General features: G+C 54.3%; 18 protein-coding genes. 11 read left to right on the plus strand and 7 right to left on the minus strand.

Annotated elements, in window-relative coordinates; translation table 11 throughout:
* Positions 1-78: 78 nt before the first annotated feature.
* Entirely contained in the window at positions 79-393 is a 315-nt protein-coding gene (locus QTL79_RS05605) for a hypothetical protein (protein WP_346353978.1), read from the plus strand.
* A gap of 17 nt (positions 394-410) precedes the next feature.
* Positions 411-1,247: an IS3 family transposase gene (locus QTL79_RS05610; protein ID WP_346353979.1), complete on the plus strand. Its 837-nt coding sequence runs from the start codon at positions 411-413 to the stop codon at positions 1,245-1,247.
* A gap of 86 nt (positions 1,248-1,333) precedes the next feature.
* Here the strand turns inward: QTL79_RS05610 and QTL79_RS05615 are convergent, their stop codons facing one another.
* Genes QTL79_RS05615 through QTL79_RS05625 form a run of 3 tightly spaced genes read right to left on the minus strand, consistent with a single transcriptional unit; the run spans position 1,334 to position 6,398 of the window.
* On the minus strand, positions 1,334-4,513 hold the full coding sequence (locus QTL79_RS05615) for an efflux RND transporter permease subunit (protein WP_346353980.1): 3,180 nt from the start codon (positions 4,511-4,513) through the stop codon (positions 1,334-1,336).
* A gap of 11 nt (positions 4,514-4,524) precedes the next feature.
* Complete coding sequence (locus QTL79_RS05620; protein ID WP_346353981.1) at positions 4,525-5,691, minus strand: efflux RND transporter periplasmic adaptor subunit; 1,167 nt, start codon at positions 5,689-5,691, stop codon at positions 4,525-4,527.
* Positions 5,692-5,723: 32 nt separating this feature from the next.
* Positions 5,724-6,398: a TetR/AcrR family transcriptional regulator gene (locus tag QTL79_RS05625; RefSeq protein ID WP_346353982.1), complete on the minus strand. Its 675-nt coding sequence runs from the start codon at positions 6,396-6,398 to the stop codon at positions 5,724-5,726.
* A 112-nt stretch (positions 6,399-6,510) separates the two neighbouring features.
* Between QTL79_RS05625 and QTL79_RS05630 the strand changes: the two genes are divergently transcribed.
* A complete protein-coding gene (locus tag QTL79_RS05630) occupies positions 6,511-7,329 on the plus strand; it encodes an undecaprenyl-diphosphate phosphatase (protein ID WP_346353983.1) in 819 nt (272 codons plus the stop codon).
* 51 nt (positions 7,330-7,380) lie between these two features.
* On the opposite strand, the gene QTL79_RS05635 is transcribed toward QTL79_RS05630, so the two are convergent.
* Positions 7,381-8,613, minus strand: coding sequence for an LL-diaminopimelate aminotransferase (locus QTL79_RS05635; RefSeq protein WP_346353984.1), 1,233 nt, complete (start codon positions 8,611-8,613; stop codon positions 7,381-7,383).
* A 166-nt stretch (positions 8,614-8,779) separates the two neighbouring features.
* Here QTL79_RS05635 and QTL79_RS05640 point away from each other — a divergent pair, with 166 nt between their 5' ends.
* On the plus strand, positions 8,780-11,587 hold the full coding sequence (locus QTL79_RS05640) for a PAS domain S-box protein (RefSeq protein ID WP_346353985.1): 2,808 nt from the start codon (positions 8,780-8,782) through the stop codon (positions 11,585-11,587).
* Between the two features lie 125 nt (positions 11,588-11,712).
* Here QTL79_RS05640 and htpX read toward each other — a convergent pair whose 3' ends face one another.
* The gene (htpX, locus tag QTL79_RS05645; protein ID WP_346353986.1) at positions 11,713-12,585 is read right to left on the minus strand and encodes a zinc metalloprotease HtpX; all 873 of its coding nucleotides are present in this window, start codon (positions 12,583-12,585) and stop codon (positions 11,713-11,715) included.
* 321 nt (positions 12,586-12,906) lie between these two features.
* Between htpX and QTL79_RS05650 the strand changes: the two genes are divergently transcribed.
* Positions 12,907-14,247 carry a hemolysin family protein gene (locus tag QTL79_RS05650; RefSeq protein ID WP_346353987.1) on the plus strand — a complete coding sequence of 447 codons (1,341 nt, stop codon included), beginning with the start codon at positions 12,907-12,909 and terminating at the stop codon, positions 14,245-14,247.
* A gap of 95 nt (positions 14,248-14,342) precedes the next feature.
* Here the strand turns inward: QTL79_RS05650 and QTL79_RS05655 are convergent, their stop codons facing one another.
* Positions 14,343-15,491, minus strand: a complete 1,149-nt coding sequence (locus tag QTL79_RS05655; RefSeq protein ID WP_346353988.1) for a metallophosphoesterase — start codon at positions 15,489-15,491, stop codon at positions 14,343-14,345.
* A gap of 147 nt (positions 15,492-15,638) precedes the next feature.
* Here QTL79_RS05655 and QTL79_RS05660 point away from each other — a divergent pair, with 147 nt between their 5' ends.
* The 3 genes from QTL79_RS05660 (at position 15,639) to hcp (ending at position 19,386) form a co-directional block, all read left to right on the plus strand.
* Complete coding sequence (locus QTL79_RS05660) at positions 15,639-16,859, plus strand: YgeY family selenium metabolism-linked hydrolase (protein ID WP_346353989.1); 1,221 nt, start codon at positions 15,639-15,641, stop codon at positions 16,857-16,859.
* A complete protein-coding gene (locus QTL79_RS05665; RefSeq protein WP_346353990.1) occupies positions 16,856-17,533 on the plus strand; it encodes a Crp/Fnr family transcriptional regulator in 678 nt (225 codons plus the stop codon). The genes QTL79_RS05660 and QTL79_RS05665 overlap by 4 nt, the downstream gene beginning before the upstream one ends.
* 209 nt (positions 17,534-17,742) lie before the next feature.
* The gene (gene hcp, locus QTL79_RS05670; RefSeq protein WP_346353991.1) at positions 17,743-19,386 is read left to right on the plus strand and encodes a hydroxylamine reductase; all 1,644 of its coding nucleotides are present in this window, start codon (positions 17,743-17,745) and stop codon (positions 19,384-19,386) included.
* A 75-nt stretch (positions 19,387-19,461) separates the two neighbouring features.
* Here hcp and QTL79_RS05675 read toward each other — a convergent pair whose 3' ends face one another.
* On the minus strand, positions 19,462-21,615 hold the full coding sequence (locus QTL79_RS05675) for a cell division protein FtsA (protein ID WP_346353992.1): 2,154 nt from the start codon (positions 21,613-21,615) through the stop codon (positions 19,462-19,464).
* A gap of 211 nt (positions 21,616-21,826) precedes the next feature.
* Between QTL79_RS05675 and QTL79_RS05680 the strand changes: the two genes are divergently transcribed.
* Genes QTL79_RS05680 through QTL79_RS05690 form a run of 3 tightly spaced genes read left to right on the plus strand, consistent with a single transcriptional unit; the run spans position 21,827 to position 24,895 of the window.
* Positions 21,827-22,666: a DegV family protein gene (locus tag QTL79_RS05680; RefSeq protein ID WP_346353993.1), complete on the plus strand. Its 840-nt coding sequence runs from the start codon at positions 21,827-21,829 to the stop codon at positions 22,664-22,666.
* Positions 22,667-22,679: 13 nt separating this feature from the next.
* Positions 22,680-24,296 (plus strand): DAK2 domain-containing protein, encoded by a 1,617-nt coding sequence (locus QTL79_RS05685; protein WP_346353994.1) that lies wholly within the window; start codon positions 22,680-22,682, stop codon positions 24,294-24,296.
* An 8-nt stretch (positions 24,297-24,304) separates the two neighbouring features.
* Positions 24,305-24,895, plus strand: a complete 591-nt coding sequence (locus QTL79_RS05690) for a cyclodeaminase/cyclohydrolase family protein (protein ID WP_346353995.1) — start codon at positions 24,305-24,307, stop codon at positions 24,893-24,895.
* Positions 24,896-25,039 lie beyond the last annotated feature (144 nt).

Below are 25,039 nucleotides of genomic sequence, written 5' to 3' on the forward strand. Positions count from 1 at the left end.
TGAACTGAACCAATAAAAACGGACAATGACAAAACACCCCCAGTTGTAGATAATTAATCTATGACTGGGGGTGTTCATATGTCAGGGCAAAGAGGAATAAAACATTTTGGAGAACACATTATTCTCGACGTTCTAAAAATGAAAGAAGAAGGCAAAACGAATCGTGAAATTAGCGAGTTCTATGGATTTAAGGATAAATACGTAATCAAAGAACTAATCCGAAGACACAACCGAAAACAAAAGATGATTGAATCTGGAATTATTCCACGGAAAAAAGGCAGACCGCCTAAAAGCTATGTTACCATACAGGATAAAAGAGATAATGAAATCAAGCGTTTAAAGATGGAAAACGAACTATTACGTTCTTTTCTTCAAATCGTTGGAAGGAAGTGAGGCCATCTGTAAAATACATGGCAATTTATAAAAACCAAGACAGCTATTCTATCTCTGCAATGTGTGACTTTTTTGATGTATCACGCAGTGGGTACTATGATTTTGTTCATCGCATGAATCAACCGAATCGCAATGAACGAATCGTAGCAGAAATTGCGGTATGCCAAGAAATATCAAAAAGAACGTATGGATATCGAAGGGTTCATTTGTGGCTTCAACAGAATAGAAATATATTTATTGATCCGAAAACCGTTCTTCGCTTAATGAGCAAATATAATTTATTATCTCAAATTCGCCGACGTAAAAAATACAAGAGAATGCAGCAACAACTTCATAAATATGAAAATCTACTCAATCGTGATTTTGAAGCAACTGCGCCGAATCAGAAATGGGTTACCGACATTTCATACATCCATACACTCCAAGGAATCCTGTATTTATCAATGATACGCGATGCGTTTGATCGCAGTATTATTGCTTATAAAACAGGAACAGAACAAACTGTAAATTTAGTTCTTGAAACAATTCGAACTGCCATGAAAAAGGAAAAAGTCACTACAGAGCTGCAACTCCATAGTGACCAAGGGTTTCAATACACTTCACAGGGGTATTTTAACCTAACTAAAGAGTATGGTATTACACCGTCCATGTCAAGGCGAGGAAATTGTTATGATAACGCATTAGCTGAAAACTTTTTTAGTATTTTGAAAGCAGAATGCATTTCGAGAATACATCTCAAAACATTTGCAGAGGCTAACGAGGTTATCGATGAGTATATCTATTTTTATAATTTTGAACGCATTCAACTAAAAACAAAACTGACACCGTATGAAAAACGATGCCAGTTTGCGTAATTTAAAGCTATTCTACTTCTGGGCGTTTTATTTTATGTACGTTGTTTCTGGTTCAGTTCAATAGGAACTGTGGGGTGATCTTCTTTTTATTCTTCGTCCCTGTTGACCGGGGCGTCGGTCGTTTTTTTCTTGCGACTGAACTTAGAGGCAAAACGTTCCACGACGACAAACAGGACAGGAATCAGGAAGATTCCGAGAACCGTGGCCGCGAGCATGCCGCCGACAACCGCCGTTCCCATCGAATGGCGCGCACCGGCGCCGGCGCCGGTTGCAATGGCGAGCGGTACGCAACCCAGGATGAATGCGAACGAAGTCATCAGGATCGGACGCAAGCGCAGTTTCGCTGCTTCAATGGCCGCGTCGACGATCGGCATGCCTTTGTCCACACGGACTTTGGCAAACTCGACGATCAAAATGGCATTCTTGGCAGCCAGACCGATCAGCATGACCAGACCAATCTGGACATAGACGCTGTTCGCCAACTTAGCGGTCGGCGGTAGGACCCAGTTGTTGATGTGGCAGAGCAGGAAGGAGCCGAACAGGCCGGTCGGAACCGATAACAGCACCGCAAACGGGATGCTCCAGCTTTCATAAAGCGCTGCCAGACAGAGGAAGACGAAGAGGATCGCAAAGCCGAAGACAATCGGCGCCCGTTTGGCGGAGAGTTTTTCTTCGCGGCTTTGATCCGCCCATTCATAACCGAAGGTGCTGGGCAGTGTTTGCGCTGCGACTTCTTCGAGTGCGTTCAGCGCTTGGCCTGAACTGTAGCCGGGCGCCGGGCTGCCGCCGATTTGTACGGAGCGGAAGCCGTTAAAGCGCTTGATGGCAGTCGGCCCGTTGATTTCATTTGGTTTGACCAAGGTGTTGAGCGGAACCATCGCTCCATTGCTGCTGCGCACAAAGAAGAAGCGCGTCGCGTCAACATCGGAACGGAACGAAGGATCCGCTTGCATGACGACTTTGTAAGTACGGCCGAAACGATTGAAGTCGTTGACTTGCGAACCGCCGAGGAAGGTTTGCAGGGCGCCGAAGACATCGCTGGTCGGAACGCCGAGTTTCGCTGCCTTTTCACGGTCGACTTCAAAACGGTAGGCCGGAGTGTCGGTACGGAAGGTAGAGTAGATCATGCCGATTTCAGGCCGTTTGCGGGCCTCGGCAAGAAATTGCTGCGTTGTGGTATTGAGTTCATCGATGCTGCCGCCGCCTTTGTCCTGCAGCATCAGCGTAAAGCCGCCTAAGCTGCCGACGCCCGGCAATGCCGGAGGATTAAAGGCGAGGACATTTGCTTCCGGCGTCATAAAACCGGCGCCGAACGTGCTGCGGATAAAGTTGGCAAGGCCAAGATCCGCCGTCGTACGTTCAGACCAGGGTTTCAAACCGGTGAAGATGATCGCCGAGTTTGGTTTAATTGCTCCGACCATGATGTCATAGCCGGTGATGACGATCGTGTCCTGAACGCCCGGCATCGCGCGGATGCCTGCGGCAACTTTGTTTGCCACCGCGCGGGTGCGGTCCATATTGGCCGCTTCCGGCAAAGCAATTGTGGTGATGTAATAGCCTTGGTCTTCGTCGGGGACGAAGGTGGTGGGCAGTGCCTGGAACAAGGCTCCGGTCAGGATGACCAGTACGAGAAGAAGAAGCAGGCTGAGCTTGGAGCGGCGGATGAAGCCGCCGACGCTGCCGCCGTATTTCTCCGTCATGTTGTCAAACCAAGTGTTAAAACGGTCGAAGAAACGACCCAGCCAGCCGGAATGAGCGTTCGGATCGTGCGCTTTCAGAATCAGCGTGCAGAGGGCAGGCGTCAGCGAAAGCGCGACAATCGCGGATAGCGCCATCGAAACGGCGATCGTTAAAGCGAACTGCTTGTACAATACGCCGACGGTTCCGCCCATAAACGCGACCGGAATGAACACCGAGGCCAGTACGAAGGCGATCGCGACGACAGGGCCCGACACTTCGGACATGGCGCGGATCGTCGCCGCACGCGGGTTGAGCCCGGTATGGCGCATATGGTGTTCGACCGCCTCGACGACGACGATCGCATCATCGACGACAAGGCCGATCGCGAGAACCATCGCGAACAGCGTCAGCGTGTTGATCGAAAAGCCGAGAAGCAAAAATGCTCCCATCGTGCCGACCAACGAGACGGGGATCGCGAGCATCGGAATCAGCGTGGCCCGCCAGCTTTGCAGGAAGAGGAAGACGATGAAGAGAACCAGAAGTAGCGCCTCTGCGAACGTCTTGACGACTTCATCCAGCGATTCTTTTACGAATTTGGTGTTGTCGACGACATATTTGACCTGCATATCGGCAGGAAAGTGCTTGGCGGCATTGTCAATCGAGGCGCGAACCTTGTTGACCGTATCGAGCGCGTTGGCGTCCGGCGTCAGTTGAACGCCGAAAGTGACCGATTCATGTCCGTTGACGTCACTGTAGTACAGATAGTCTTTGCCGGCCATCTCGACGCGCGCGACGTCGCCGAGGCGGACGAATGAACCGTCAGGCTGCGCCCGAACCATAATCTTTTCAAACTCCGCCGGTTCGGCCAGACGGCCTTTGACCTGTGCGGTCATTTGAAACTCCTGGCCGGGACTCGAAGGCTGCTGGCCGATCGTGCCGGCAGGGGCTTGGAGATTCTGTGCTTTGATCGCATTGGAAATATCATTGGAGGTAATGCTCAGGCGAGCCATCTTGTCCGGCTGCAACCAGATGCGCATCCCGAAGTCGGAACCATATTCCATGACGTTGCCGACGCCTTTGATGCGTTTGAGGTCTTCGACGATGTTGATGCTGCCGTAGTTTTTCATGAAGACGCTGTCATAGGTCCCTTTTTCGGACCAGAGTGAAAAATAAAGGATCGTATCGGGAGAAACTTTCTTCGTCACGACGCCGTTATTCATAACTTCCGTCGGCAGCTGTGCGCTGGCCTGCGAGACGCGGTTTTGCGTCTGGACGGATGCGATATCACCGTCTTTGCCAAGTTCAAACTTGACGCTCATGCTGTACTGACCGTTGTCGGAGCTGGTCGACTGCATTGCGACCATGTCTTCTACGCCATTGACCTGCATTTCGATCAATTGGGCGATCGACTGTTCTACGACTTCCGCATTGGCACCGTTGTAGCTGGTGCTGACGCTGATGTTAGGCGGCGTGATCTGCGGATATTGCGCGATCGGCAGTGTGAAAGCGGCGATCAGGCCGCCGATGACGATGAAGATGGATAAGACGATGGCGAAGATCGGACGTTTGATAAAAAAGTTGGCCATCGGACCACCTCCTATTTCTTAGCCGGCAGTTGCAGCTCTTCGAGTTGCATGATGACAACCTGAAGCGGAGTTCCCGGCGGCGTTTTCATAAAGCCTTCGACGATGACCGTGTCGGCGGCGGTCAGACCTTCTTCGATGACGACCATATTGCCGACTTTAGGTCCCAATTTGACGGGGCGGCTTTCGGCCTTATCCTCAGCGCCGACTACCGTGACAAAATTCTTGCCAAGCAGTTCCTGGATGGCGCGCTGTGGAACCAAGAGCGCTCCCTGGCGCATTTCACCATTGGCGCGGATGCGCGCGAACATGCCCGGAACCAGCATTTTTTGCGGGTTATCGAACAGCGCTTTGATCGTCAGCGTACCGGTCTCCTGCGATAAGCCGCGGTCGACCTGGTCGATGTGGCCTTTGATCGGATAGACGCTGCCGTCGCTGAGCACCAGATCAAGGTTAAGACCTAAGATGCCGGTCGCATTGTCCGGTATCTGGTGCGCGAACTGGATGTATTCGTTTTCACTTACACTGAAACGAACGCGGATCGGATCGACCGAGGATACGGTGGCCAGAACGGTGGTACCGGCCTGGACGAAGCTGCCGACGCTCAGATCGGTGATATCGATGCGTCCGTCGAGCGGCGAAGTGATGACCGTATCGGACAGGTCAAGCTGGGCTTGTTGGACCAAAGCCTGGTTGGCTTCGACCTGCGCCGCGTACTGATTGGCTTCGGCGACCGCATTGTCGAGCGTTTGCTGTGAAACCGCCTGTTGGTTGTAAAGTGACTGATAACGGTCCACGTCGCGGCGACTGCGGCTAAGTGCGGCAGATGCCTGAGCGACCGTCGCCTGGCGATTTAAAAGCGCCGTATCGTATTGACGGCGGTCGATGGTAAAGAGCGGCTGTCCTTTATAGACGGTCGCTCCGCCGGCTACCATCTTCGCGACGATGTTGCCGGAAACGCGCGCCTGCACCTTGACTTCATCTTTGGCTTCTACCTGACCGACAAATTCATAAGCGACAGGCGTATCTTTCTGCATGACCTGCATCGCTTTGACCTGCACGGCTTGCGGCGCTTTACCGGCCTGTTGGCCACTGCAGCCTGCCAACAGGCTGGTCGCCAAGAGTGCGGCTAGAATTCCCGCAGTGAGGCGGTTTTTTTTCATCGGGTGATTTGTTAACATGGGCATTCCTCGCTTTCTGCAGCCGCCCTCTTTCAACGAGGACAGTCCTGCTTTTGATCGGCAACAATACCGAACAGAATTACATCAGTGACATAGGAAATCATGTCAGGGAGGTTGAGCTTGTGCAGCAAAAGAAAATCGTAGTCGAACATTTCTGCCAGAGCGCCTTTTAAAATTTTACGCAAGGCGGGCAGATTCAGAGGGCGGAAATAACCGCTGGCCATTCCGGCCGCTAGGAGTTCTTCGACCAAACGCCACATGTCGTCAAAACAATTCTCCTTTTCCTGCCAGAGTTCAGGCATATGACGCTTAATGTCAATGGCGATCCGGGCGTCTTCCTGTCCGAGAGAAGGAAAGAGCGTTTGCTGGAGCGTCAAAATCGTCTTTATCTTATCGATAAGACTTAAGCTGTCATCATTCATGACTCGCTGGCGTTGCATCCGGAGATCATTTAGGACAAGGTGTAAGATTTCCGAAATGATTGCATCTTTGCTGGAAAAGGATTCATACAGCGTCCGCTTACTGACGCCGAGGCGGCGTGCCAGATCGCTCATCGTGAATTTAAGACCCTGCAAATGCATTTCGGAAAGGGCTGCATTTATAATTCGCGTTTTAATAAGGCAACACCTCCCTAAATAGAAGAAAAACCCAGGTACTATTTTAGTACTACCAGTACCAATGCTATCATTAACAGCAAGGGCTGTCAATGATAACGATGCCTCATAAGCATTGCACCAAGCGACTAAATTCGATATAATGGAAACGTTTTTAAAAATGACCTGCCGTGCGCGGCAGACAAGGGGAAAAGGAGCAGATAAGATGTTGTGGTTTATCGCAATCGTATTAGGCATTGTGCAGGGGCTTGGTGAGTTTTTGCCGATATCAAGTTCGGCGCATTTGATCATCGTTCGTTGGCTGTTTGAGTGGGATCCTCTGATTCGCCAGGGCGGCGAGAATATTGATATTGCGCTTGACGTGGCGCTGCATGTCGGGACGCTGGTCGCGGTGCTGATTTACTTCTTCCGGGACTGGCTGCAGCTGTTGTTGGGCGGTCTGACGCAGGGCCTGAAAACGCGTGACGGAAAAATGTTTTGGTATCTGGTCGCGGCGACGATACCGGGCGGCGTGGCCGGTTTGCTGTTGGAGTCGAAGATCGATCAGCTCTTTCGTTCGCAGCCGCTGATTATTGCCGGCGGTATGGCGCTGATGGGCGTGGTGCTTTATTTCGTCGATAAGACGGTCGCACAGCGCATTTCCTTTGAACGGATCGGATTTAAAGAAGCGATGCTGATCGGCACATCGCAGGCGCTGGCGCTGATTCCGGGCGTTTCCCGTTCCGGGATCACGATGACGACCGCGCGGATGATGGGTTTTTCGCGCGAAGCGGCGGCGAAGTTTTCTTTCTTGCTGGCGACGCCGATCATTGGCGGCGCGGCGCTTAAACATACGCCGGATATCATCCATAATATCGCCAATCCGCTCTTTCTTGTCGGATCGCTGACTTCGGCGATCGTCGGCCTGTTTTGCATTAGCTTCCTATTAAAATATCTACAGCGTCATAATTTTGCGATCTTTGCCCTCTATCGCCTGGCGATGGCGGCGCTGATCGTCGTCGTGTACTATCTGCGCGGCGCATAAGGGTAAAATGAAAGACCTGCAGCATTTGCTGCAGGTCTTTTTTACGCGTGATTATAGCTTCAAGCGCGTCTTGATGCGTTCGACGGCGGCCAGTGTGTTCTCGCGGTTGCCGAAGGCGGTCAGGCGGAAATAGCCTTCGCCGGCAGGTCCGAAACCGGTGCCCGGCGTGCCGACGATATTCGCTTCGATCAGCAGTTTGTCGAAGAACGACCAGGAATCGAGGCCGCCCGGCGTTTTCAGCCAGATGTAAGGCGCATTTACGCCGCCGAATACTTGAAGACCCAAGCCAGCAAGGCCTTCGCGGATGATTTTGGCGTTGGCCATGTAATAGGCGACCATTTCTTTGACCTGCGCTTTACCGGCTGGTGAGTAGATCGCCTCCGCACCGCGCTGGATGATGTAAGGAACGCCGTTGAATTTGGTGGTGTGGCGGCGATTCCATAATTTGTTCAGCGAATGCGTTTCGCCGCTTGCGGTCTTGGCGGTAACGCTCTTCGGCACGACCGTGTAAGCGCAGCGCGTGCCGGTGAAGCCCGCCGTTTTCGAGAAAGAGCGGAATTCGATTGCCACTTCGTTTGCGCCTTCGATTTCATAAATGCTGTGCGGTACATCGTTTTCCTGGATATAGGATTCATAGGCGGAGTCGAATAAGATGACGGCGCCGTTTGTTTTTGCGTAGTCGACCCACTTTTTCAGTTCGCTGCGCGAGAGGGTCGTTCCGGTCGGGTTATTGGGGACGCAAAGATAGATGATATCGACTTTTTGCGTCGGCAGGGCGGGAATGAAATTGTTTTCCGCGTTGCAGGGCAGATAGACTACTTTTTCGAAGATGCCGTTGTTGTATTCGCCGGTGCGGCCTGCCATAACATTGGTGTCGAGGTAGACCGGATAAACAGGGTCGGTGATCGCGACGACGTTGTCGACGCCAAAAACTTCCTGGATGTTGCCGACATCGCTTTTCGAACCGTCGCTGACGAAGACTTCATCCATTTCAATTTTGACGCCGCGTGGCGCATAATCGTTCTCGATGATCGCCTTGAGCAAAAAGTCATAGCCCTGTTCCGGGCCGTAGCCGCGGAATGTTTCCGGCGCGCCCATTTCATCGACGGCCTTGTGCATCGCCTCTAACGAAGCGGCCGGCAACGGCAACGTGACGTCGCCGATGCCAAGGCGGATTATATCGGCAGTCGGATTTTCGCTTTTGAATTTAGCGACCCGGCGGGCGATTTCGGCAAAGAGATAGCTGCCGGGAAGTTTTAGGTAGTTTTCATTCAGTAAAGCCATAGTGAAAAAGTTCCTCCTTGATAATTGCTGTTAATCTATGTTCTATTAGACTAGAGAGAGAAAGTTTCCTGCCTGTTGAAAAAAAAGTTAGCAATAAATTATCGATTTGCTAGTCAGTAAAAGACAAAATTGGTAGAATGAGAGGGAGTACAGAGGAGGGGCGTAAGTGAAAGACTGGAAACGGGGTGTACCGCTGCTGACGGCAGTGGCTTTATATTTCATCATTGATTTTATTGATGACGGCATTGTTGGCGAGGCGGCCTCGCAAACAGCTAAGTATTGGCGTGATTTTCTAGGTTTACTTGTCGCGCTGAGCTGTGGTGCGCTGATGGCGACCTATCTGCGCGGACGCGCTTTTAAGGCGGGGCTGAAGCGCAGCAACGAGAGCTTTCGTTTGCTTTATGAGCGTACGCCGCTGATGATCGCCTGCCTGGACAGTCAATACCAGGTGCAACTTTGGAACAAGCGGGTCGAAGAATGTCTCGGTTATACGGCGGAGGATCTTGAGACCGTCGATGACCCGATGCAGCTATTCTTTGCCGACAAGGAGCGCATCACCGCCGTCTGGCTCAAATTGATGGCCGCTGACGGCGATTTTTATGAATATCAGGTCCGGGCAAAAAATGGCGAACTGCGGACGCAGCACTGGTCAAGCAATCGTACCACGAATGGCGAATTGTTGCTCGTCGGTTATGATGTCACGGCGAAACAGCAAATTGCGGAAAAGTTACGTCGCTCCGAGGAACTGTATCAGAAGATGGTCGAAGCGTCGCCGGATGCGATCGTGATCACAACGCCGGACGGCGAAATCACCTTTGCCTCAAAACGGGCGACCCAACTGATCGGTTTCAGCGAGGCGCACCCGGCGCTTGGCGAAAATATTTTCAACTTCGTCAGTCCGCAAGACCGGGAACGGGGCCTTGCCATCTGGCAGGCGATGTTTCAGGCGCCGCAAGGGCCGAAAGAATTTCAGTGCTGCGACTGCAACGGGAAGACGGTCACGGTCGAGATCAACGGCGAAGCGTTGCGCAATGCGGCGGGTGAGCCTTACGGCAGTGTCTTGGTGATTCGCGACATCAGTGAGCGCAAGGCGATCGAGGAAAAAGCAAGCCGGGCGGAAGGGCAGTTCCGCACGCTGTTCATCGAACATAAGTCGATCATGTACCTGGTCGACTTTGAAAATCTGGAAGTCGTCTTAGGGAACAAGGCGGCCGAAACGTTTTACGGCTATGGCGACATGAAAGGCCTGCGCTTCGGTTCGCTCGAAGCGGAGACGCCGCAAGACCTGCAAGAGCGGATCGCGATCTGCAAGAAGAACGGACGCATGCCGGTACAGGTGAAGCACCGTCTGGCCAATGGCGAGGTACGCGACATGAGCGGCGAACTGCGTCTCGCGCGACTGCCGGGGTATGAGAAGGCGCTCTTGGTCGTGGTCCTGGAAGATATCACGGAAGCGTTGCAGCTGGAACAGCAGCTGATCATCGCCAAGGAACGGGCAGAAGCGGCCAACCAATCGAAAAGCGAATTCCTTGCCAATATGAGCCACGAGATCCGTACGCCGATGAACGGAATTCTGGGGATGGCGGAGCTGCTTTTGGATACCGGGCTCAATGTGCAGCAAAAAGAACAGGTGGAGATCATTTTGAGTTCGGCGGAAGGTCTGCTGACGATCATCAACGACATCCTGGATTTTTCCAAGATTGAAGCGGGCAAGATGGAGATCGAAGAAGCCGCGTTTGATCTCAGGCAGCTTATGGAACGGACATTGGCTCTGCTGGCTGTCAAAGTGCAGGAAAAGGGACTTTATTTGGAAAGCCAGCTAAGCGAAGACATTCCGGAATTACTGATCGGCGATTCGCTGCGCTTGCGGCAGGTGCTGTTCAATCTGGTTGGCAATGCGATCAAATTTACCCAGGAAGGCGGCGTGGCGCTGCGCTGCGAGGTCAAGGAGAAGAGTGCGACGCAGTTTGTTCTGCGCTTTATGGTGCAGGACACGGGGATCGGCATTCCGCAAAATCGCATGCATAAGCTGTTCCGCGGTTTTTCGCAGGTCGATGCGTCAACGACCCGCCGCTTCGGCGGTACCGGTCTGGGGCTTGTCATCGCCAAGCAATTGGTCGAGATGATGGGCGGCGAGATCGGCGTCGAGAGCGTGCCGGGACAGGGCTCGACGTTTTGGTTCACGGTCATGCTGCGCAAAGGCGACGCCGCAGATAATGCGGCACTGCTCATGCAAGAAACGGTGCCGGAGAAAATGCAGGGACGGATTTTGCTGGTGGAGGACAATGTCCTCAATCAAAAAGTAATCCGCGGCATGCTTGCCAACCAGGAAATAGAACTCGATGTCGCGGAAAGCGGCGAAGGCGCGCTGGCGGAGCTGTATCGCCAGGAGTATGACTTGGTCTTGCTGGATATCCAAATGCCGGGCATGGATGGTTATGCGACCTGCCGCGCGATTCGTAGCGGCGAAATCGGTCAGGCCAAGCGCCAGATCCCGATTGTTGCGATGACCGCCAATGCGATGATCGGCGACCGCGAACGCTGCTTGGCGGCGGGCATGGATGAATATTTGAGCAAACCGGTGAACCGACAGATTCTCTATCAGGTTCTGCAGCGTTTTCTGCTGGGCAAAGCGCCGCGCCGCCAGGATAATGTGCCGGTGTTTAAAAAGGACTATCTGCTCGAAATGCTGGGCGGCGATAAAACGCTTGAGCAGGAGCTGATTGCGAGTTTTCCCATGGAGATTGCGGCGATCATCGCAGAAATGCAGGTCGCGCTTGCCGAAGAAGATTGGCCGCTCGTTGCCAGAAAGGCGCATTCAGTCAAAGGTGCGGCCGGTAACTTTGGCGCATTCGCGTTGGAGAAAGCGGCGGGGAAATTGGAAAAAGCCGCACGGATCAGCCATGAAATCGACTGTACGAAATACTTGCGCCTGCTGGAAGACGAATTTGAACGGCTTTGCCAAGAACTATGAGCTAATCGAAGGAACGCAGCAACGCAAGAGACAAAGAAAAAAGACACGAAGGGATTATCTATGAAATAATCGCAACTTCGTGTCTTTTTGTGATTCTCTTCTTCTTTGCGCGTTAAAAGGGGCTGCTAGCGAGGCAGCTGGGCCTGCTGACGTAGGCGTGCGATGCGCTCCTGCGTCGCGGGATGCGTACTGAAGAGGCTTAAGAACCATTGGCCGCCGCCGCTGAACGGGTTGATGATGAACATATGCGCGGTCGATGGCGAAGCATTCGGCATGACCCGGTGCTTGGCGTAGTATTCGATCTTTTCCAACGCACTGGCCAAAGCCAGCGGGTTGCCGCAGATCTGGCCGCCGCTTTCATCGGCGACGTATTCGCGCGAACGGGAAATGCCCATTTGGATCAAGGTCGCGGCAATCGGCGCTAGGATGATCATGAACAGGCTGCCGATCAGGCCGCTGCCGCCGCTTTCGTCATCGTCGCTGCTGCGGCCAAGACCGCCGAACATCGCGGCCCACTGCGCCATATGCGCCATATAAGTGATGACGCCGGCCATTGCAGCGGCGACCGTGCTGATCAACGTGTCGCGGTGTTTGATATGCGCCAGCTCATGCGCGATGACGCCGGATAATTCATCCGGGCTCAGTGCCTGCATGATGCCGGTGGTTACCGCAACCACGCCGTGCTCCGGATTGCGTCCGGTGGCAAAAGCGTTGGGCGACGGATCCTGCATGATGTAGACGCGCGGCATAGGCAAGCTGGCCCGTGCGGCCAGGTTCTGCACCATGCGGTGCAAATCGGGCGCTTCTTGGGCTGTTACCTCTTGGGCATTATACATGCTCAGGACGATGCGGTCACTGAACCAATAGGAGCCAAGATTCATCGCGAGCGACATAATCAGCATCAGCAGCAGTCCGCCTTTGCCGCCGAAGCTTGCGCCGAGCAGGAGCATAAAACCGGTCAAAGCGGCCATCAAGACGGTCGTTTTTAAATTGTTCATCGTAATTCCTCCCTACTATTGTGTTGGATGATATGAAAAGACCTCGCCCCATCGGAATGAGACAAGGTCTGGCTTGCAATGGTTCGCTTCATTGCCGATACCGCCGGGTTTCCCGTATTGACGACAGGTATCGTACAGCTACTCCCCTTGTGGGGAAATATGTATTTGGCTATATGATAGCATGAACGATAAATACGGTCAATTATATTTGGCGAAATTTAATGAAAATAAAGCCGCAGGCAGGATTGGCGAAAAAGAAGCCGAAATGATACCATAATGAATTGCTTAAATAAGCACAGATAAGGGAGTGTAATTGAGACATTGGACAGTAGTGACATAATAATCATCGAAATAATGATCTTATTTGCGTTGATTGTTGCCAACGGTGTTTTTGCGATGACCGAGCTGGCCTTGGTTTCGGCGCGGACGACAAAACTGGCGCAATTGGCGGACGAGGGCGATAAGGCCGCGCGACTGGCCTTGCGTCTGGCGGAAGAACCGACGGAACTGTTTGCAGCCGTGCAGGTCGGCATTACGCTGATCGGCATTGTCACCGGCGCGTTCGGCGGCGCAACATTGACCGGAGTTCTGGCGGAAAATCTGCGGATCATACCGGCTATCGCTCCTTACAGCCAGTGGCTGTCTTTTATTATTGTAATCAGCGCCATAACGTATGCCTCATTGATTTTTGGCGAGTTGCTGCCGAAAAAGATAGCGGTGAATCATGCGGAAGCGGTGGCTATGCGCATTGCTTATCCAATGTATTGGTTCAGCCGGAGCATTGCGCCCCTGGTGCAATTTCTTAGCGGTTCAACAAAACTCTTCGGCCGGATGATCGGCGTGCAGGGGCGGCGTGAAGCGAGTGTGACGGAAGAAGAAGTGAAGATATTGGTTGACCAGGGCGCGGAAAGCGGCGCTCTGGAAAAATATGAACAGGACATGGTGCACCGCGTCTTTCGCTTGGACGATCTGAAAGCCAGTTCGATCATGACGCCGCGGACGCAGCTTTTGTGGCTCGACGTCACGGAGCCGCGCGAAGAGAACCTGGCAAGAATTGCAGAAAGCGGACATGCCCGCTTTCCGGTGGCGAAAGAGAGCATGGATGATTTTATCGGCATCTTGCACAGCAAGGATATCCTGGCGAAACAACTGGCCGGAGAAGACTGGGATCTCGAAAAACTGGCTCGGATGCCGCTTTGCATCCCGAAATCGATGCCGGTCTTCAAGGTGCTCGAAATGTTCAAAGAAGCGGGCATGCACGAGGCGATGGTGCTCGATGAATACGGCGGCGTGGTCGGCATGCTGACGTTGCATGACGTACTGGAAGAAATCATCGGCGACATGCCGCAGCTCGACGAGGAAGATGATCCGCAGATCGTGCAGCGTTCTGACGGTTCATGGCTTTTGGACGGCATGCTCGCGATCGATGATTTTAAAAAGATGTTCGGCTATAAAGAGCTGCCGGAGGAAGAACGCAACGACTATCATACGCTGGGCGGCTTCGTCATTTCCTATTTCGGTTATATCCCGACCGCGGCGGAAGTGTTCGAATGGAATGGGTTGCGCCTCGAAGTCGTCGACATGGATCGTGCGCGCATCGATAAGATCCTGGTGACGCAATTGCCGAAAGAAGCGGAACCCGGAGAAGAGCAGGAAGAATGAGAAAACGGTCATCTCGTAAAAGACGAGGTGACCGTTTTAAATTAAACGTGAATGAAGTTCAACGGGAAGGCGCAAAGAAAAACAAATGCCCTTATTTACGGCTTGAAATGTATGGTGAGCAAGACGATTTCCGGGCGGTTGCCGAGCCGGACGGGCGGGCCCCAGGTGCCGATGCCGCAAGAAACGACGGCCTGAAAACGATCGATCGATAGATAACCGTAATCGAGCTGATACAATAAGGCGGTGATCAACTGGTTCGGGAAAAGCTGGCCAAGGTGCGTGTGCCCGGAAAGCTGCAGGTCGACGCTGTTTTGCACGGCTTCGGCAAAACTTTTTGGCTGGTGGTCAAGGAGCAAAAGCGGCTTTGCAGCGTCAATGTTTTGCAGCAACTCCGATAATGGTTGCCGCTCTTGATTACGAAAGCGTTGCGCGGACAGATCGTCGCGGCCGGCGAGGTAGAAATTGTTGTTGATGAGGCGAATTTCATCGCGTAGGATCATCACATTTGCTTCTTTCATATAGCGAATGAATTCTTCCGGCTGGCGATCCGTATATTCGTGATTGCCCATGCAGCCATATACGCCGAGCGGCGCTTCAAGACGCCGGAACTCCGCGCAGAGACGACCATCGGCCAAGACCGCGACCGGACCGTCGATGATGTCGCCGGGCAGAAGGACGAGATCCGGCTTTAGAGCATTGATCCGCTCGACGATCGGCGTCAACTGGCTGACGCCGATCAGACTGCCCAAATGAATATCCGAGACCATGGCGATGCGCAGTTCGCTTTGCGTCGGAGCCGCCTTGGCGATGCGGAGCTCATAGTTTTTCAGCACAGGCTGGCTGGCATTATACGCGCCGTAACCGACCAGTAAAAACATCAGCAGCCATTGGCCGGCTGCCAAACGACGCGGCGCGAAGGGCAGAGGACGTCCGCTCAGAGCCAAGAGGAAGCGCAGCAGATCGCCGAGTGCGATCAGCCAGAAGAGGTAGAAGGTCGCAGCCAGCCAATATGCGCCGCAGAGCGTCAAGAGATAGCTGAAGGTGCCAGCGCCGCTTAACGCTTCAACGATTCGGCCTGCCGGATAAAGCAACGCGGCGACGCTCAAAGCGGTGCAGAAAAGTCGGCGGCGGCAAAGCGGCCATGCCAGCTGACGCCAGGTTCGTCGTGCGATATATAGGTTGGCGAAGAGATAAATAAGCGTGAAGCTGAAGAGGAAACCGAGATAACTGGGAACCAAATTCATAAGCGAAGACTCCTTTATTGCTAATCGATTATTATCGTAACATGAAATGAACGAGAGATATAGCGGCAGGAATTTTAAATTGCTGCGAGAAATTAAAAAAGGCCCGGCATGATGCCGAAAATTTTGTGATAACGGGAGCGTGTTTGAATGAACCGTGCGGATAAAGAAGAAATGGCCGTTGACGAAGCGCGCCTACAAGAGGGCTGTCAGGCGCTGATTCAGGCGCCGGGAACGGCGGGTCAGGAACAGGAAGCGGCGGCGGTGCTGCTCGAACTGATGAAAGAGGCCGGTTTCGACCGGGTCTGGAGTGACGGCGTGGGCAACGTCATCGGCGAAATCAAGGGCGCGTTTCCGGGAGCGAAAGTGCTCTTTGATGCGCAGCTCGACACTATTCCGGTCAGCGGCAGCGATCAGTGGAAGATGGATCCCTATGACGGCGACGTGAAGGAGGGGCGGCTTTATGGCCGCGGCGCAGTGGGCATGAAAGGTGCGCTGGCCGCGATGGTTTACGGCTTGGCGCCGCTGGCCGCCGGCAAGGAAAAACTGGCGGGAACGTTCTATGTCTCCGGCAGCGTCGGCGGCGAAATTTTTCCCGGGTTAGGCTTCAGCCAGGTCGTGCATGTCGTGAAGCCGGATGTCGTCGTTCTCGGCGCGCCGTCTGATCTGCAGTTGGCCCATGGGCAACGCGGCAGAGCGGAAGTGTCGATTGCCACCTATGGGCGAGCGGTCCATTCCGCCTGTGCGGAGCAAGGAAATAATGCCGTCGCTGCGATGCAAAAGCTGATCGGCGAAATGGAAAATATCGTGACGCCGCGCCATCGGATCTTGGGCAAGGGTGCGCTTTGCCTGACGAATATCATTTCCGCGCCGTATCCGGCGGTTGGCACGGTGCCGCATAAATGCTGGGCTACATTCGACCGCTATTTATTGCCGGGGGAAGGCGAGCAAGAGGCGCTGGGCCCTATTCATCAGGTGATCGCAACTCTGCAAGCGGAGGATGAGACTTTCCGGGCCGAGGCGGAGCTGGCGCAGGAGGGACTGGAGTGTTATACCGGACAGTATCTTGGCAGCAAACGATGTTTTGCGGCGTGGCTGAACGAAGCGGACGGGCCGTTTTTTAGCGGCGCAGTGGCGGCGCTTGCCGAAGCGGGCATCAAGGCGAAACCCGTCGTGTATCCGATGGCGACGAACGGCAGTTACTGCGCCGGAATTCTCCAGCTGCCGACGCTCGGTTTCGGACCGGGGCGGCCGGAAGATCTGCATGTGGTCGATGAAGCGGTGACGCTTGCGGATCTTTTTTCCGCCGCGCGCGGTTATCAGGCGCTGGCGCGGCATTTCTTGAAGAAGACAGCCGGAGGTGAAAAATGAAAAACTGCGATTATCTAAAAGCGATTCCGGTATTCGCCAATTTGCCGGACGCATTGTTGGCGCTGATCGATCAACATACGTTGGAGCGGCAGTTGGAAAAAGGCGAAACGATCTTTTTCGAAGGGGAAGCCGGTGAAGGCTTTCATTACGTCATTGCGGGTCAGGTCAAGATCATCAAGACGTCAGAAGACGGCCGCGAACATATTATCAAAGTGATGCAGCCCGGAGAATTGTTTGCCGAGGTGTTGCTCTTTAACAGTCTGCCGTATCCGGCGACCGCGATCGCGGTGGAGAGCGCACGCGTCGGTATGATCAGAAACGTCGATCTCGAGCGCCTCGTCTTAGGTAATAATCAACTGGCGCTGCAATTGATCAAGGCGCTGAGTCAAAGGCTCTTGTATGCGCAGCAAAAAATCAAGAATCTGGCGCTCGACGACGTTTTGTCGCGTACCGCGGAAGTTCTCTTGCGTCTCGCCGGTGAACAGGTCGGCAAAGAGAAGACGCCGGAAATTAAGCTCGATTTTTCGCGTCAAGATCTGGCGAGCCTGGTCGGCACGACGCGTGAGACCGTGACGCGAACGCTCAGCGCGTTAAAAAAAGATGCAATCATCGATTTCGAAGGCAGTCGCATCCGTCTGCTTGACGTGGATTATTTGAAAAGTCTCGTATCGTAAGTCGGGGCTTTAACGCGAAGAGTAGAAGAACAAACAGCGAAGACAGGAAGAGTTCAAAACGAAGAACTTTTCCTGTTTTTCTTTTTTCTTCGACTCTTTGTATTAAAACGAAGCGGTGTGATGCGAATCACAGTCAATGGCGGCAAAGTCCGATATGATGAGGCCAGAAGATAAGTTCAGTTAAAAAAAGATACAGGGAGGCACATCAGATGGGAATGTTTTGCTATCAATGTCAGGAAACGGCACGGGGTACCGGCTGCAGCATGCGCGGCGTATGCGGAAAAACGGCGGATGTCGCGAATTTGCAGGATTTACTGATTCATACGTTAAAAGGGATTTCAGCCTATAATCTGGCGGCGCGCCAAGCGGGAATCGCGAAACCGGAAGTAGAAAAATTCATCATGGAGTCGCTCTTTTCAACGATTACCAATGCCAATTTCGCGAAAAGCGATTTTGTCGCACGTATCCGACGCGCTTTGGCGGTACGCGCTGCGCTTAAAAAAGAGCTCGAACAGGCAGGCAAGGCGATCGCATTGACGCATGACAGCGCGCTGTGGTTTGCCGATACGGAAGCGGAAATGGACGCCAAAGCGGTCAGCGTCGGCGTACTGGCGACGGAAAACGAAGATGTCCGTTCGCTGCGCGAACTTTTGATCTACGGCGTCAAGGGCATGGCAGCCTATGCGGAACATGCGTATACGCTTGGTTATGCACAGGACGAGATCTTTGCTTTCGTCGATAAGGCGCTCGCAGCGACGACGGACGATACGCTGAATGCGGACGCACTGGTCGGTTTGGTTCTGGAATGCGGTAAATACGGCGTCGACGTGATGGCGCTTTTGGATAAGGCCAACACTTCGACATACGGAAATCCGGAAATCACCAAGGTCAATATCGGCGTGCGGAACAATCCGGCCATTTTGATCAGCGGACATGACCTGAAGGATCTGGAAGAGCTGCTCGAACAGACCAAGGAGAGCGGCGTTGATGTCTATACGCACGGTGAGATGCTGCCGGCGCATTACTATCCGGCCTTTAAGAAGTACGGCAATTTCATCGGCAACTACGGCAACGCCTGGTGGCTTCAGGATAAGGAATTTGAAAGCTTCAACGGCCCGATTCTGATGACGACTAACTGCCTCGTACCGCCGAAAGACAGCTATAAAGACCGCGTCTATGTGACCGGTGTGGTGGGCTTTGACGGACTGAAACAGATCGCCGATCGCGCTTCGGGCAAGGCTAAAGATTTTTCTGCGCTGATCGAGCATGCGAAACGCTGTGCACCGCCTACCGAGTTGGAACAGGGCGAGATCGTCGGCGGTTTTGCGCACAACCAAGTGATCGCGTTGGCGGATAAAGTGGTTGACGCCGTGAAAAGCGGTGCGATCAAACGTTTCTTCGTCATGGCAGGCTGTGACGGACGGATGAAAGACCGCGATTACTATCGTGAGTTCGCCGAGGCGCTGCCGAAGGATACGGTAATCCTTACCGCCGGTTGTGCAAAATACCGCTACAACAAACTCGCGCTCGGCGATATCGGCGGCATTCCGCGCGTGCTTGACGCCGGACAGTGCAACGATTCCTATTCGCTGGCCGTCATCGCGCTGAAACTGAAGGAAGTGTTCGCGCTCAGCGACATCAATGAACTGCCTGTTTCCTATAACATCGCCTGGTATGAGCAAAAAGCGGTCATCGTCTTGCTGGCGCTGCTTTCGCTCGGCGTGAAAAACATCCACCTCGGCCCGACGCTGCCTGCGTTCCTCTCACCGAATGTCGCCAAAGTATTGGTCGAAACCTTCGGTATCGCCGGCATCGGCAGCGTGGAAGACGACATCAAAGCCTTTCTGGGCTAACACCGGCTGAAAAAAGAAAGAAGACCGATCCCGTTATGGGGTCGGTCTTTTTTCTTGCTTGAACGACGGGCTGGATCAGGCATTCGCTGCGACAACCGCTTCCTGGGCGGTGACGGACACCTTATCGCCGTTCTTGACGACGGCGGTGTACTCCGCGGGCTGCCCGTTAAGCAGCAACTGTACCTTGCCGGTCTTCGGCAGGCTGCGCGGGTCAAAGCGCGATGCCAAAAGCACGTCGCTGATGATCGGCATGCTGGACTCGCTGACCGAGAATTCGAGCTGGCTGCCGTCCGGCGCTTCCTTGTCCGGTTGCGCGGCGGCCCCGTTTAAGCTGAACGTATAACGGCGCACCGGCATGTTGCAGGGCTGGCCGTTGAAAAACACCGTGATCGATTCGTCGTCTACCTTGCTCAGGCCGAGCACGTCGCCGACTGTCGGCCCGGGGGCGGACAACATCGCGATGCGGTCGCCGCTTTTGACCGTGTCCGTCAGTTGTGCGGGCTGGCCGTTGTGAAGGAAAGTCGGCTGCAGAGAATAACTGCGGTCGCTGCCGTTGATTTGGTACTGGTATTCTTTTGGCTGGCTGTCGACGCTCAGCGCCGCCAGCACCTCCTCAAGCGTTTCCGGCAGTTTGCAAGTCACTTTGTCGCGATCTGTCAGCTTGGTATCCGCGGAAACCGGCTTGCCGTTCAACTGGATGAGCGCGGTAAGCTGACAGGGCTGACCTTGCCACTCGATCGCGAGCGGCGCGGGAACGGTGACCGCATCGGCGACCGTTACGACAGGCGGCGCACCGTCTTCGCCTTTTACGACTTCCAGCACATCACCTTCTTTGATGAGATCTTGAAAGGCGGCTTCCTCGCCGTTCAAGAGCAGACGTCCCGCCTGTCCGTGCGTACCGGGGAAGAAGCGGGTCTTGCCGTTGACCGACACCGTGCAAGCGAAACCGGGTTTGCCGTGCAGACTGCGAATGTCGATTCCGGCCGCCAGCATCGCATCCGAGACCGAAAGCTGGCCGAGATTGAAAAGATTCAGCGGCTGTTCGTTGAACGTGACATTGACGAAGGTCAGCGAATGGCCGGCGGAGAGCTTCAAGATGCCGAGCGGCGTGACCGCATCGGGCGAACAGAGCTCAGGCGGAATGCTGTGAATGCCGTCGACGTTTTCCGGGCAGCGCACCGCGACGCGAGGGCCAGGGATGTCGAGTGCCTGGGCGATCGCTTCCGGCAGCAGCGGCGTGAGCGCACCGCCGCCGACCAGCAGCACCGCTTGCGGCGGTTGGTTGTTCAGCGTCATGATCTGCGTGGCGATCAATTGCGCCAGATCGCCGACTTGCGTCGTGATGCTGGCGGTGATGTCCGCCGTCGGAATTTTGTGCGACATGCCAAGGATATCGGTGAAAGAGACTTTCTTTGCCTTGACGTTGTTCAATTGGCGTTTTACTTTTTCCGCTACGTTAAAATCGAGCAGGTAACGCTGTGACAGAGCTTCGGTGATTTCGTCGCCCGCGCAGGGAACCATGCCGTAACCGACGACGGTACCGTCTTTGGTGATCGCGACGTCGGACGTGCCTGCGCCGACGTCGACCAAGGCCAGGTTCAGGTGACGCATCGTCGGGGGAATCAGGACATTGATCGCGGCAATCGGTTCCAGCGTCATCGTCGACATTTCCAAACCGACCTGCTGAATCGCCGATTGCAGCGAGTCGATGACCTGGCGCGGCAAAAAGGTGGCGATTAGTTCCAGGTTTGCGGTCTTGCCGCGTTGACCGATCAGGGTCTTGAGGCGCGAACCGTCCAAATTAAAATGAACGACGCTGTAACCTACGCAGTAATAAGCGGTCGGGTCTACCGTATGCGAAGAGGCCAGCTGGTGCTGCGCCGCCTGGATCGCGGTAAGCTCGAGCGCACGTTCATCCGAGGCGGCCAGGACGCCGCGGGTGGAAACGTCGAGTTCGCCGCTGCTGCGAATCGTACAAAGCGCCCGTCCGGCGGCGGCGACTGAAACGCGGCGCAAAGGCCCGTGTTTGGCTTCGAGACTCTTTTTAACTTCCGCCAAGACGTTGGCGACTTCAGGCACATCGTGGATCTGGCCGTCCAGCATAGCGCGGGTATGATGTTCACGCCGTTCCGAAGCCAGCAATTCGATGCTGCCGCCCTTGTTTTCGCCAACGAGCCCAATAACGCTGCGGGTGCCGATGTCCAGAGCGAAAAGTAATTTCTTATCCATGTGTGACTCCTTCAATCCTTCCGAATTCCACTATAGTCAGTATAACAATTCGACTCATTTTGTAAATTTCCTTTCAAAATGGCTTTCGGAAAGGCTGAAATGAGAGAAAATGAGACAGGTTTTGCCGGATAGTATATATTTAAGAAGCGAAGTCTGGTAAAATGTAAAGTAAGTTTGAATTTTTTTGATTAGCATTGAGAGGAGCACAAGTGTGACTAAAGTACACATTGTGGTGGATAGTATAGCGCAATGCCCGCCGGAGCTGTTTGCGCAGCATGAAAATTTATATAAAGTGCCTTTGCGGGTTGCCTTGGGCGATACGGAATGGCGCGAGGACGAAATCAGCACGACGGAGCTGTTTCGCAGGGAAAAAGAAACCGGTTTGCCGATTAAGACGTCGCAGCCGTCGCCCGGCGACTGGCTGCAAGTGCTGCAGCCGATTCTCGACGCAGGCGATGAGGTGGTGTTAATCACCGTATCCGGCGGTCTGAGCGGCACGGTGCAGGGGGCGCGCAGCGCGGCTGCGATGCTGGCAAAAGACCGCATTTTTGTCGTCGATTCAGGCACGGCTTCGATTGGCGAAGCCTATTTAGTCGATGTCGCCTTGAAAATGGCCGATGACGGCGTCGGCGCGAGAGAAATTGCAGAACATCTTGCCGCACGCGCGGCGGCGACGCATACGTTTCTGGTACCGGATACGCTCGAATACCTGCATAAGGGCGGACGGATCGGCGGCGCGGCGGCACTGTTCGGTTCCATTTTGCAAATCCGTCCGGTGGTTTACCTGGTAGACGGCAAAGTCGCCGTTCTCGATAAGGTGAGGACGAAACAACGCGCCATCAAGCGTATGTTGGCGGAAGTCGCCAAGTATGATGCTTTTGAATATATCGGCGTCGGTCATATCGACGCTCCGGAAGAAGGGCAGGCTTTGCTGGAAGAAGTCAAACTGCTGTTTCCGGGTGTGCCGCTTAAAACGGCGGATGTTGGAGCGGTGGTAGGCGCCCACTTAGGACCAGGGCTGGTGGGGATCATATTTCAGGAACGGATGTAGGAGGCCATAACGGATGGAATGGATTACAGGAAATGATTTTCGCCGCATGATTGTCGGTGCACACCGAACGTTCATGCGCGAACACGAATATATCAACAATTTGAATGTTTTTCCGGTGCCGGACGGCGATACCGGAACGAATATGCTTATGACGTTGGGCGCGGTTGCGCGCGCGGTCAGCGAAGCGCCGGAAGAAGGCATCGGCTCGCTCAGCCGTCGTGCGGCTGACAGTGCGATCATGGGCGCAAGAGGCAATTCGGGCGTAATTCTGTCGCAGATCTTCCGCGGCATCGCCAGAGGCTTGGCCGGCAAGGAACGCGCCACGTCCGACGAGTTGGGCAAAGCGTTTCAATACGGCGTTTTGTACGCCTACCGTTCGGTATCGAAACCGGTCGAAGGTACGATCCTCACGGTGGCGAAAGGGATTGCCAAGGGCGCGCGCCGCGCTGTGCGCGAGCATGTTCCGTTTGCCGATATCCTAAGCGAAGCGATTTCTGCCGGCGAGGCGGAATTGGCCCGGACGCCGGAACTTTTGCCGATCTTAAAATCGGCCGGCGTCGTCGATGCCGGCGGCAAAGGCCTGACGGTCTTTTTAACAGGTTGTCTGGCCGGACTGAGCGGCGAGATGACAAGTCCGGAAACGGACTGGGATCGTCACCTGACGGTAAGCGGCGCGCCGCTTCTGGCGGGCGAATCGGCTGCCGACCTGACGCATCCGTACTGCACCGAATTTTTGGTGAAAGGCTATCGCCTGTCAGTTGCCGACGCGAGAAAGCTGCTGGCCAGCCAGGGCGATTCGCAGGTTGTCGCGGAAGGCGGCGAATTCCTGAAGGTTCACTTGCATACCGCGCATCCGGGCGCTGTTTTGGAGATGGCGCTGGGCTGGGGAACCTTGCACAATATTAAAATCGACAATATGTCCGATCAGCATCGCCAGACGATCGTCGTGCCGGAACCGACAGGACGGCCGCGTGTGCCGCTGGGCGTTATCAGCGTCGCTGCCGGAGCCGGTTTGGCGGAGATGATGCAGCAGTTGGGCGCGGAACATATCGTGATGGGCGGACAGACGATGAATCCTCCGGTAGAAGAGTTCGTCGCGACCGTTCATCAAGGCAATGCCGACAGGTATATTCTGCTGCCGAACAATAAGAACATCATCCTGGCTGCTGCTCAGGTAAAGAAATTGCTCGGCGAGCGGATCGAAGTGATCCCGTCGGGCAATGTGCCGCAGGGCTTGGCGGCTTTGGTTGCCTTTGATCCGGCGCTCGGAATGGAAGAAAATGTTGCGAACATGAAAGCGCGCATCACCGACATCAAAGGCGGCGCCGTTACGGTCGCGGTGCGCGACAGCGTCGTCGACGATAAAACGGTTGCAGCCGGACGCTATATCGGCGTTGTCGATAATCGGGTTTTGGTGGACGGCGAAGAATTGAGCGATGCCTTAGTCGGTCTGATCGAAAAACTGGCCGATGATGATACGGAAATCATCAGTCTTTACTACGGTGAAGGCTTGCACGAAGAAGAGGCCAGAGCGCTTGCGACTTTGATCAAAGAAGCGTGGCCGTCGGCCGAGGTTGAACTCTATCCGGGCGGCCAGCCGCACTATCACTTCATTGTCAGTGTCGAGTAGGAGGAGCCATGTCGCTTAGCACGAGCCTGCAAACAATGACAGAGTCGCTGCAGAACGGTCCGCCGCCTGGCGGCGGAAGCGTCGCGGCCGTTTACGGAAGCTTGGCGATCGCCTTGGTGCAAATGCTTGCGCCTTTGGCAAATGCAGAGCCGGATTTACGCGCGCAAGCGAAGCGGCTCGAAGAATCGCTTCGTGCGCTGGCAGCCGAAGATGAAGCGATCCTTAAGGAACTGCTGCCGTTCTTTTCGCCGGGACGTCCGTTAGGCGACGAAGCGCAGCCGGTGATACGGCGTGCGGCGCAAGTTCCGCTGGCCATTGCGGCCGATTGTCTGGCCGCGCTTCGTCTGTGCGAGGCGCTGGCGAAACGTTTGCCGTCCCATGCGCTGGCGGATTTGTCAGTCGCTGCGGGCGGTGCGTATAGCGGCGTAAAAGGCGCTGCGCTGATTTCTTTGACGAATGCTCCGCTCTTGGCCGAAGAATCAAAGCGCGATGCAGTCGTGGCCCGCTTGCGCGCACTGCTGAAAGAAGCGTCTGCGCAGCGAAAAAAAATAAACCTCTTTATCGAAGAGCAAGCACCGTATCGGTTGCTGCGCCCATAAAGAAGACATCGGTCAGGCTTCGTAAAAGAAGTCGGGCCGTTTTTTTGTTCTTACGTCACGAAGGAGTATTGGCGGCAATGGCGAAGAAAAGAGAATAAGTGGAAATTATGGCTTGTACAGACCAAGAGAAGGTTTTTTTGCTGA

Origin of the sequence: Azotosporobacter soli, assembly GCF_030542965.1 — a bacterium.
In the GTDB taxonomy this organism is placed as follows: Bacteria; Bacillota; Negativicutes; order SG130; family SG130; genus Azotosporobacter; species Azotosporobacter soli.

Bases quoted from the DNA above. Each gene is read 5' to 3' on its own strand.
- hcp (WP_346353991.1), top strand. From the start codon at position 17,743: ATGGGAATGTTTTGCTATCAATGTCAGGAAACGGCACGGGGTACCGGC.
- QTL79_RS05620 (WP_346353981.1), bottom strand. From the start codon at position 5,691: ATGTTAACAAATCACCCGATGAAAAAAAACCGCCTCACTGCGGGAATT.
- QTL79_RS05630 (WP_346353983.1), top strand. From the start codon at position 6,511: ATGTTGTGGTTTATCGCAATCGTATTAGGCATTGTGCAGGGGCTTGGT.
- QTL79_RS05655 (WP_346353988.1), bottom strand. From the start codon at position 15,491: ATGAATTTGGTTCCCAGTTATCTCGGTTTCCTCTTCAGCTTCACGCTT.
- htpX (WP_346353986.1), bottom strand. From the start codon at position 12,585: ATGAACAATTTAAAAACGACCGTCTTGATGGCCGCTTTGACCGGTTTT.
- QTL79_RS05685 (WP_346353994.1), top strand. From the start codon at position 22,680: ATGGAATGGATTACAGGAAATGATTTTCGCCGCATGATTGTCGGTGCA.
- QTL79_RS05610 (WP_346353979.1), top strand. From the start codon at position 411: ATGGCAATTTATAAAAACCAAGACAGCTATTCTATCTCTGCAATGTGT.
- QTL79_RS05615 (WP_346353980.1), bottom strand. From the start codon at position 4,513: ATGGCCAACTTTTTTATCAAACGTCCGATCTTCGCCATCGTCTTATCC.
- QTL79_RS05675 (WP_346353992.1), bottom strand. From the start codon at position 21,615: ATGGATAAGAAATTACTTTTCGCTCTGGACATCGGCACCCGCAGCGTT.
- QTL79_RS05635 (WP_346353984.1), bottom strand. From the start codon at position 8,613: ATGGCTTTACTGAATGAAAACTACCTAAAACTTCCCGGCAGCTATCTC.
- QTL79_RS05605 (WP_346353978.1), top strand. From the start codon at position 79: ATGTCAGGGCAAAGAGGAATAAAACATTTTGGAGAACACATTATTCTC.
- QTL79_RS05665 (WP_346353990.1), top strand. From the start codon at position 16,856: ATGAAAAACTGCGATTATCTAAAAGCGATTCCGGTATTCGCCAATTTG.
- QTL79_RS05690 (WP_346353995.1), top strand. From the start codon at position 24,305: ATGTCGCTTAGCACGAGCCTGCAAACAATGACAGAGTCGCTGCAGAAC.
- QTL79_RS05660 (WP_346353989.1), top strand. From the start codon at position 15,639: ATGAACCGTGCGGATAAAGAAGAAATGGCCGTTGACGAAGCGCGCCTA.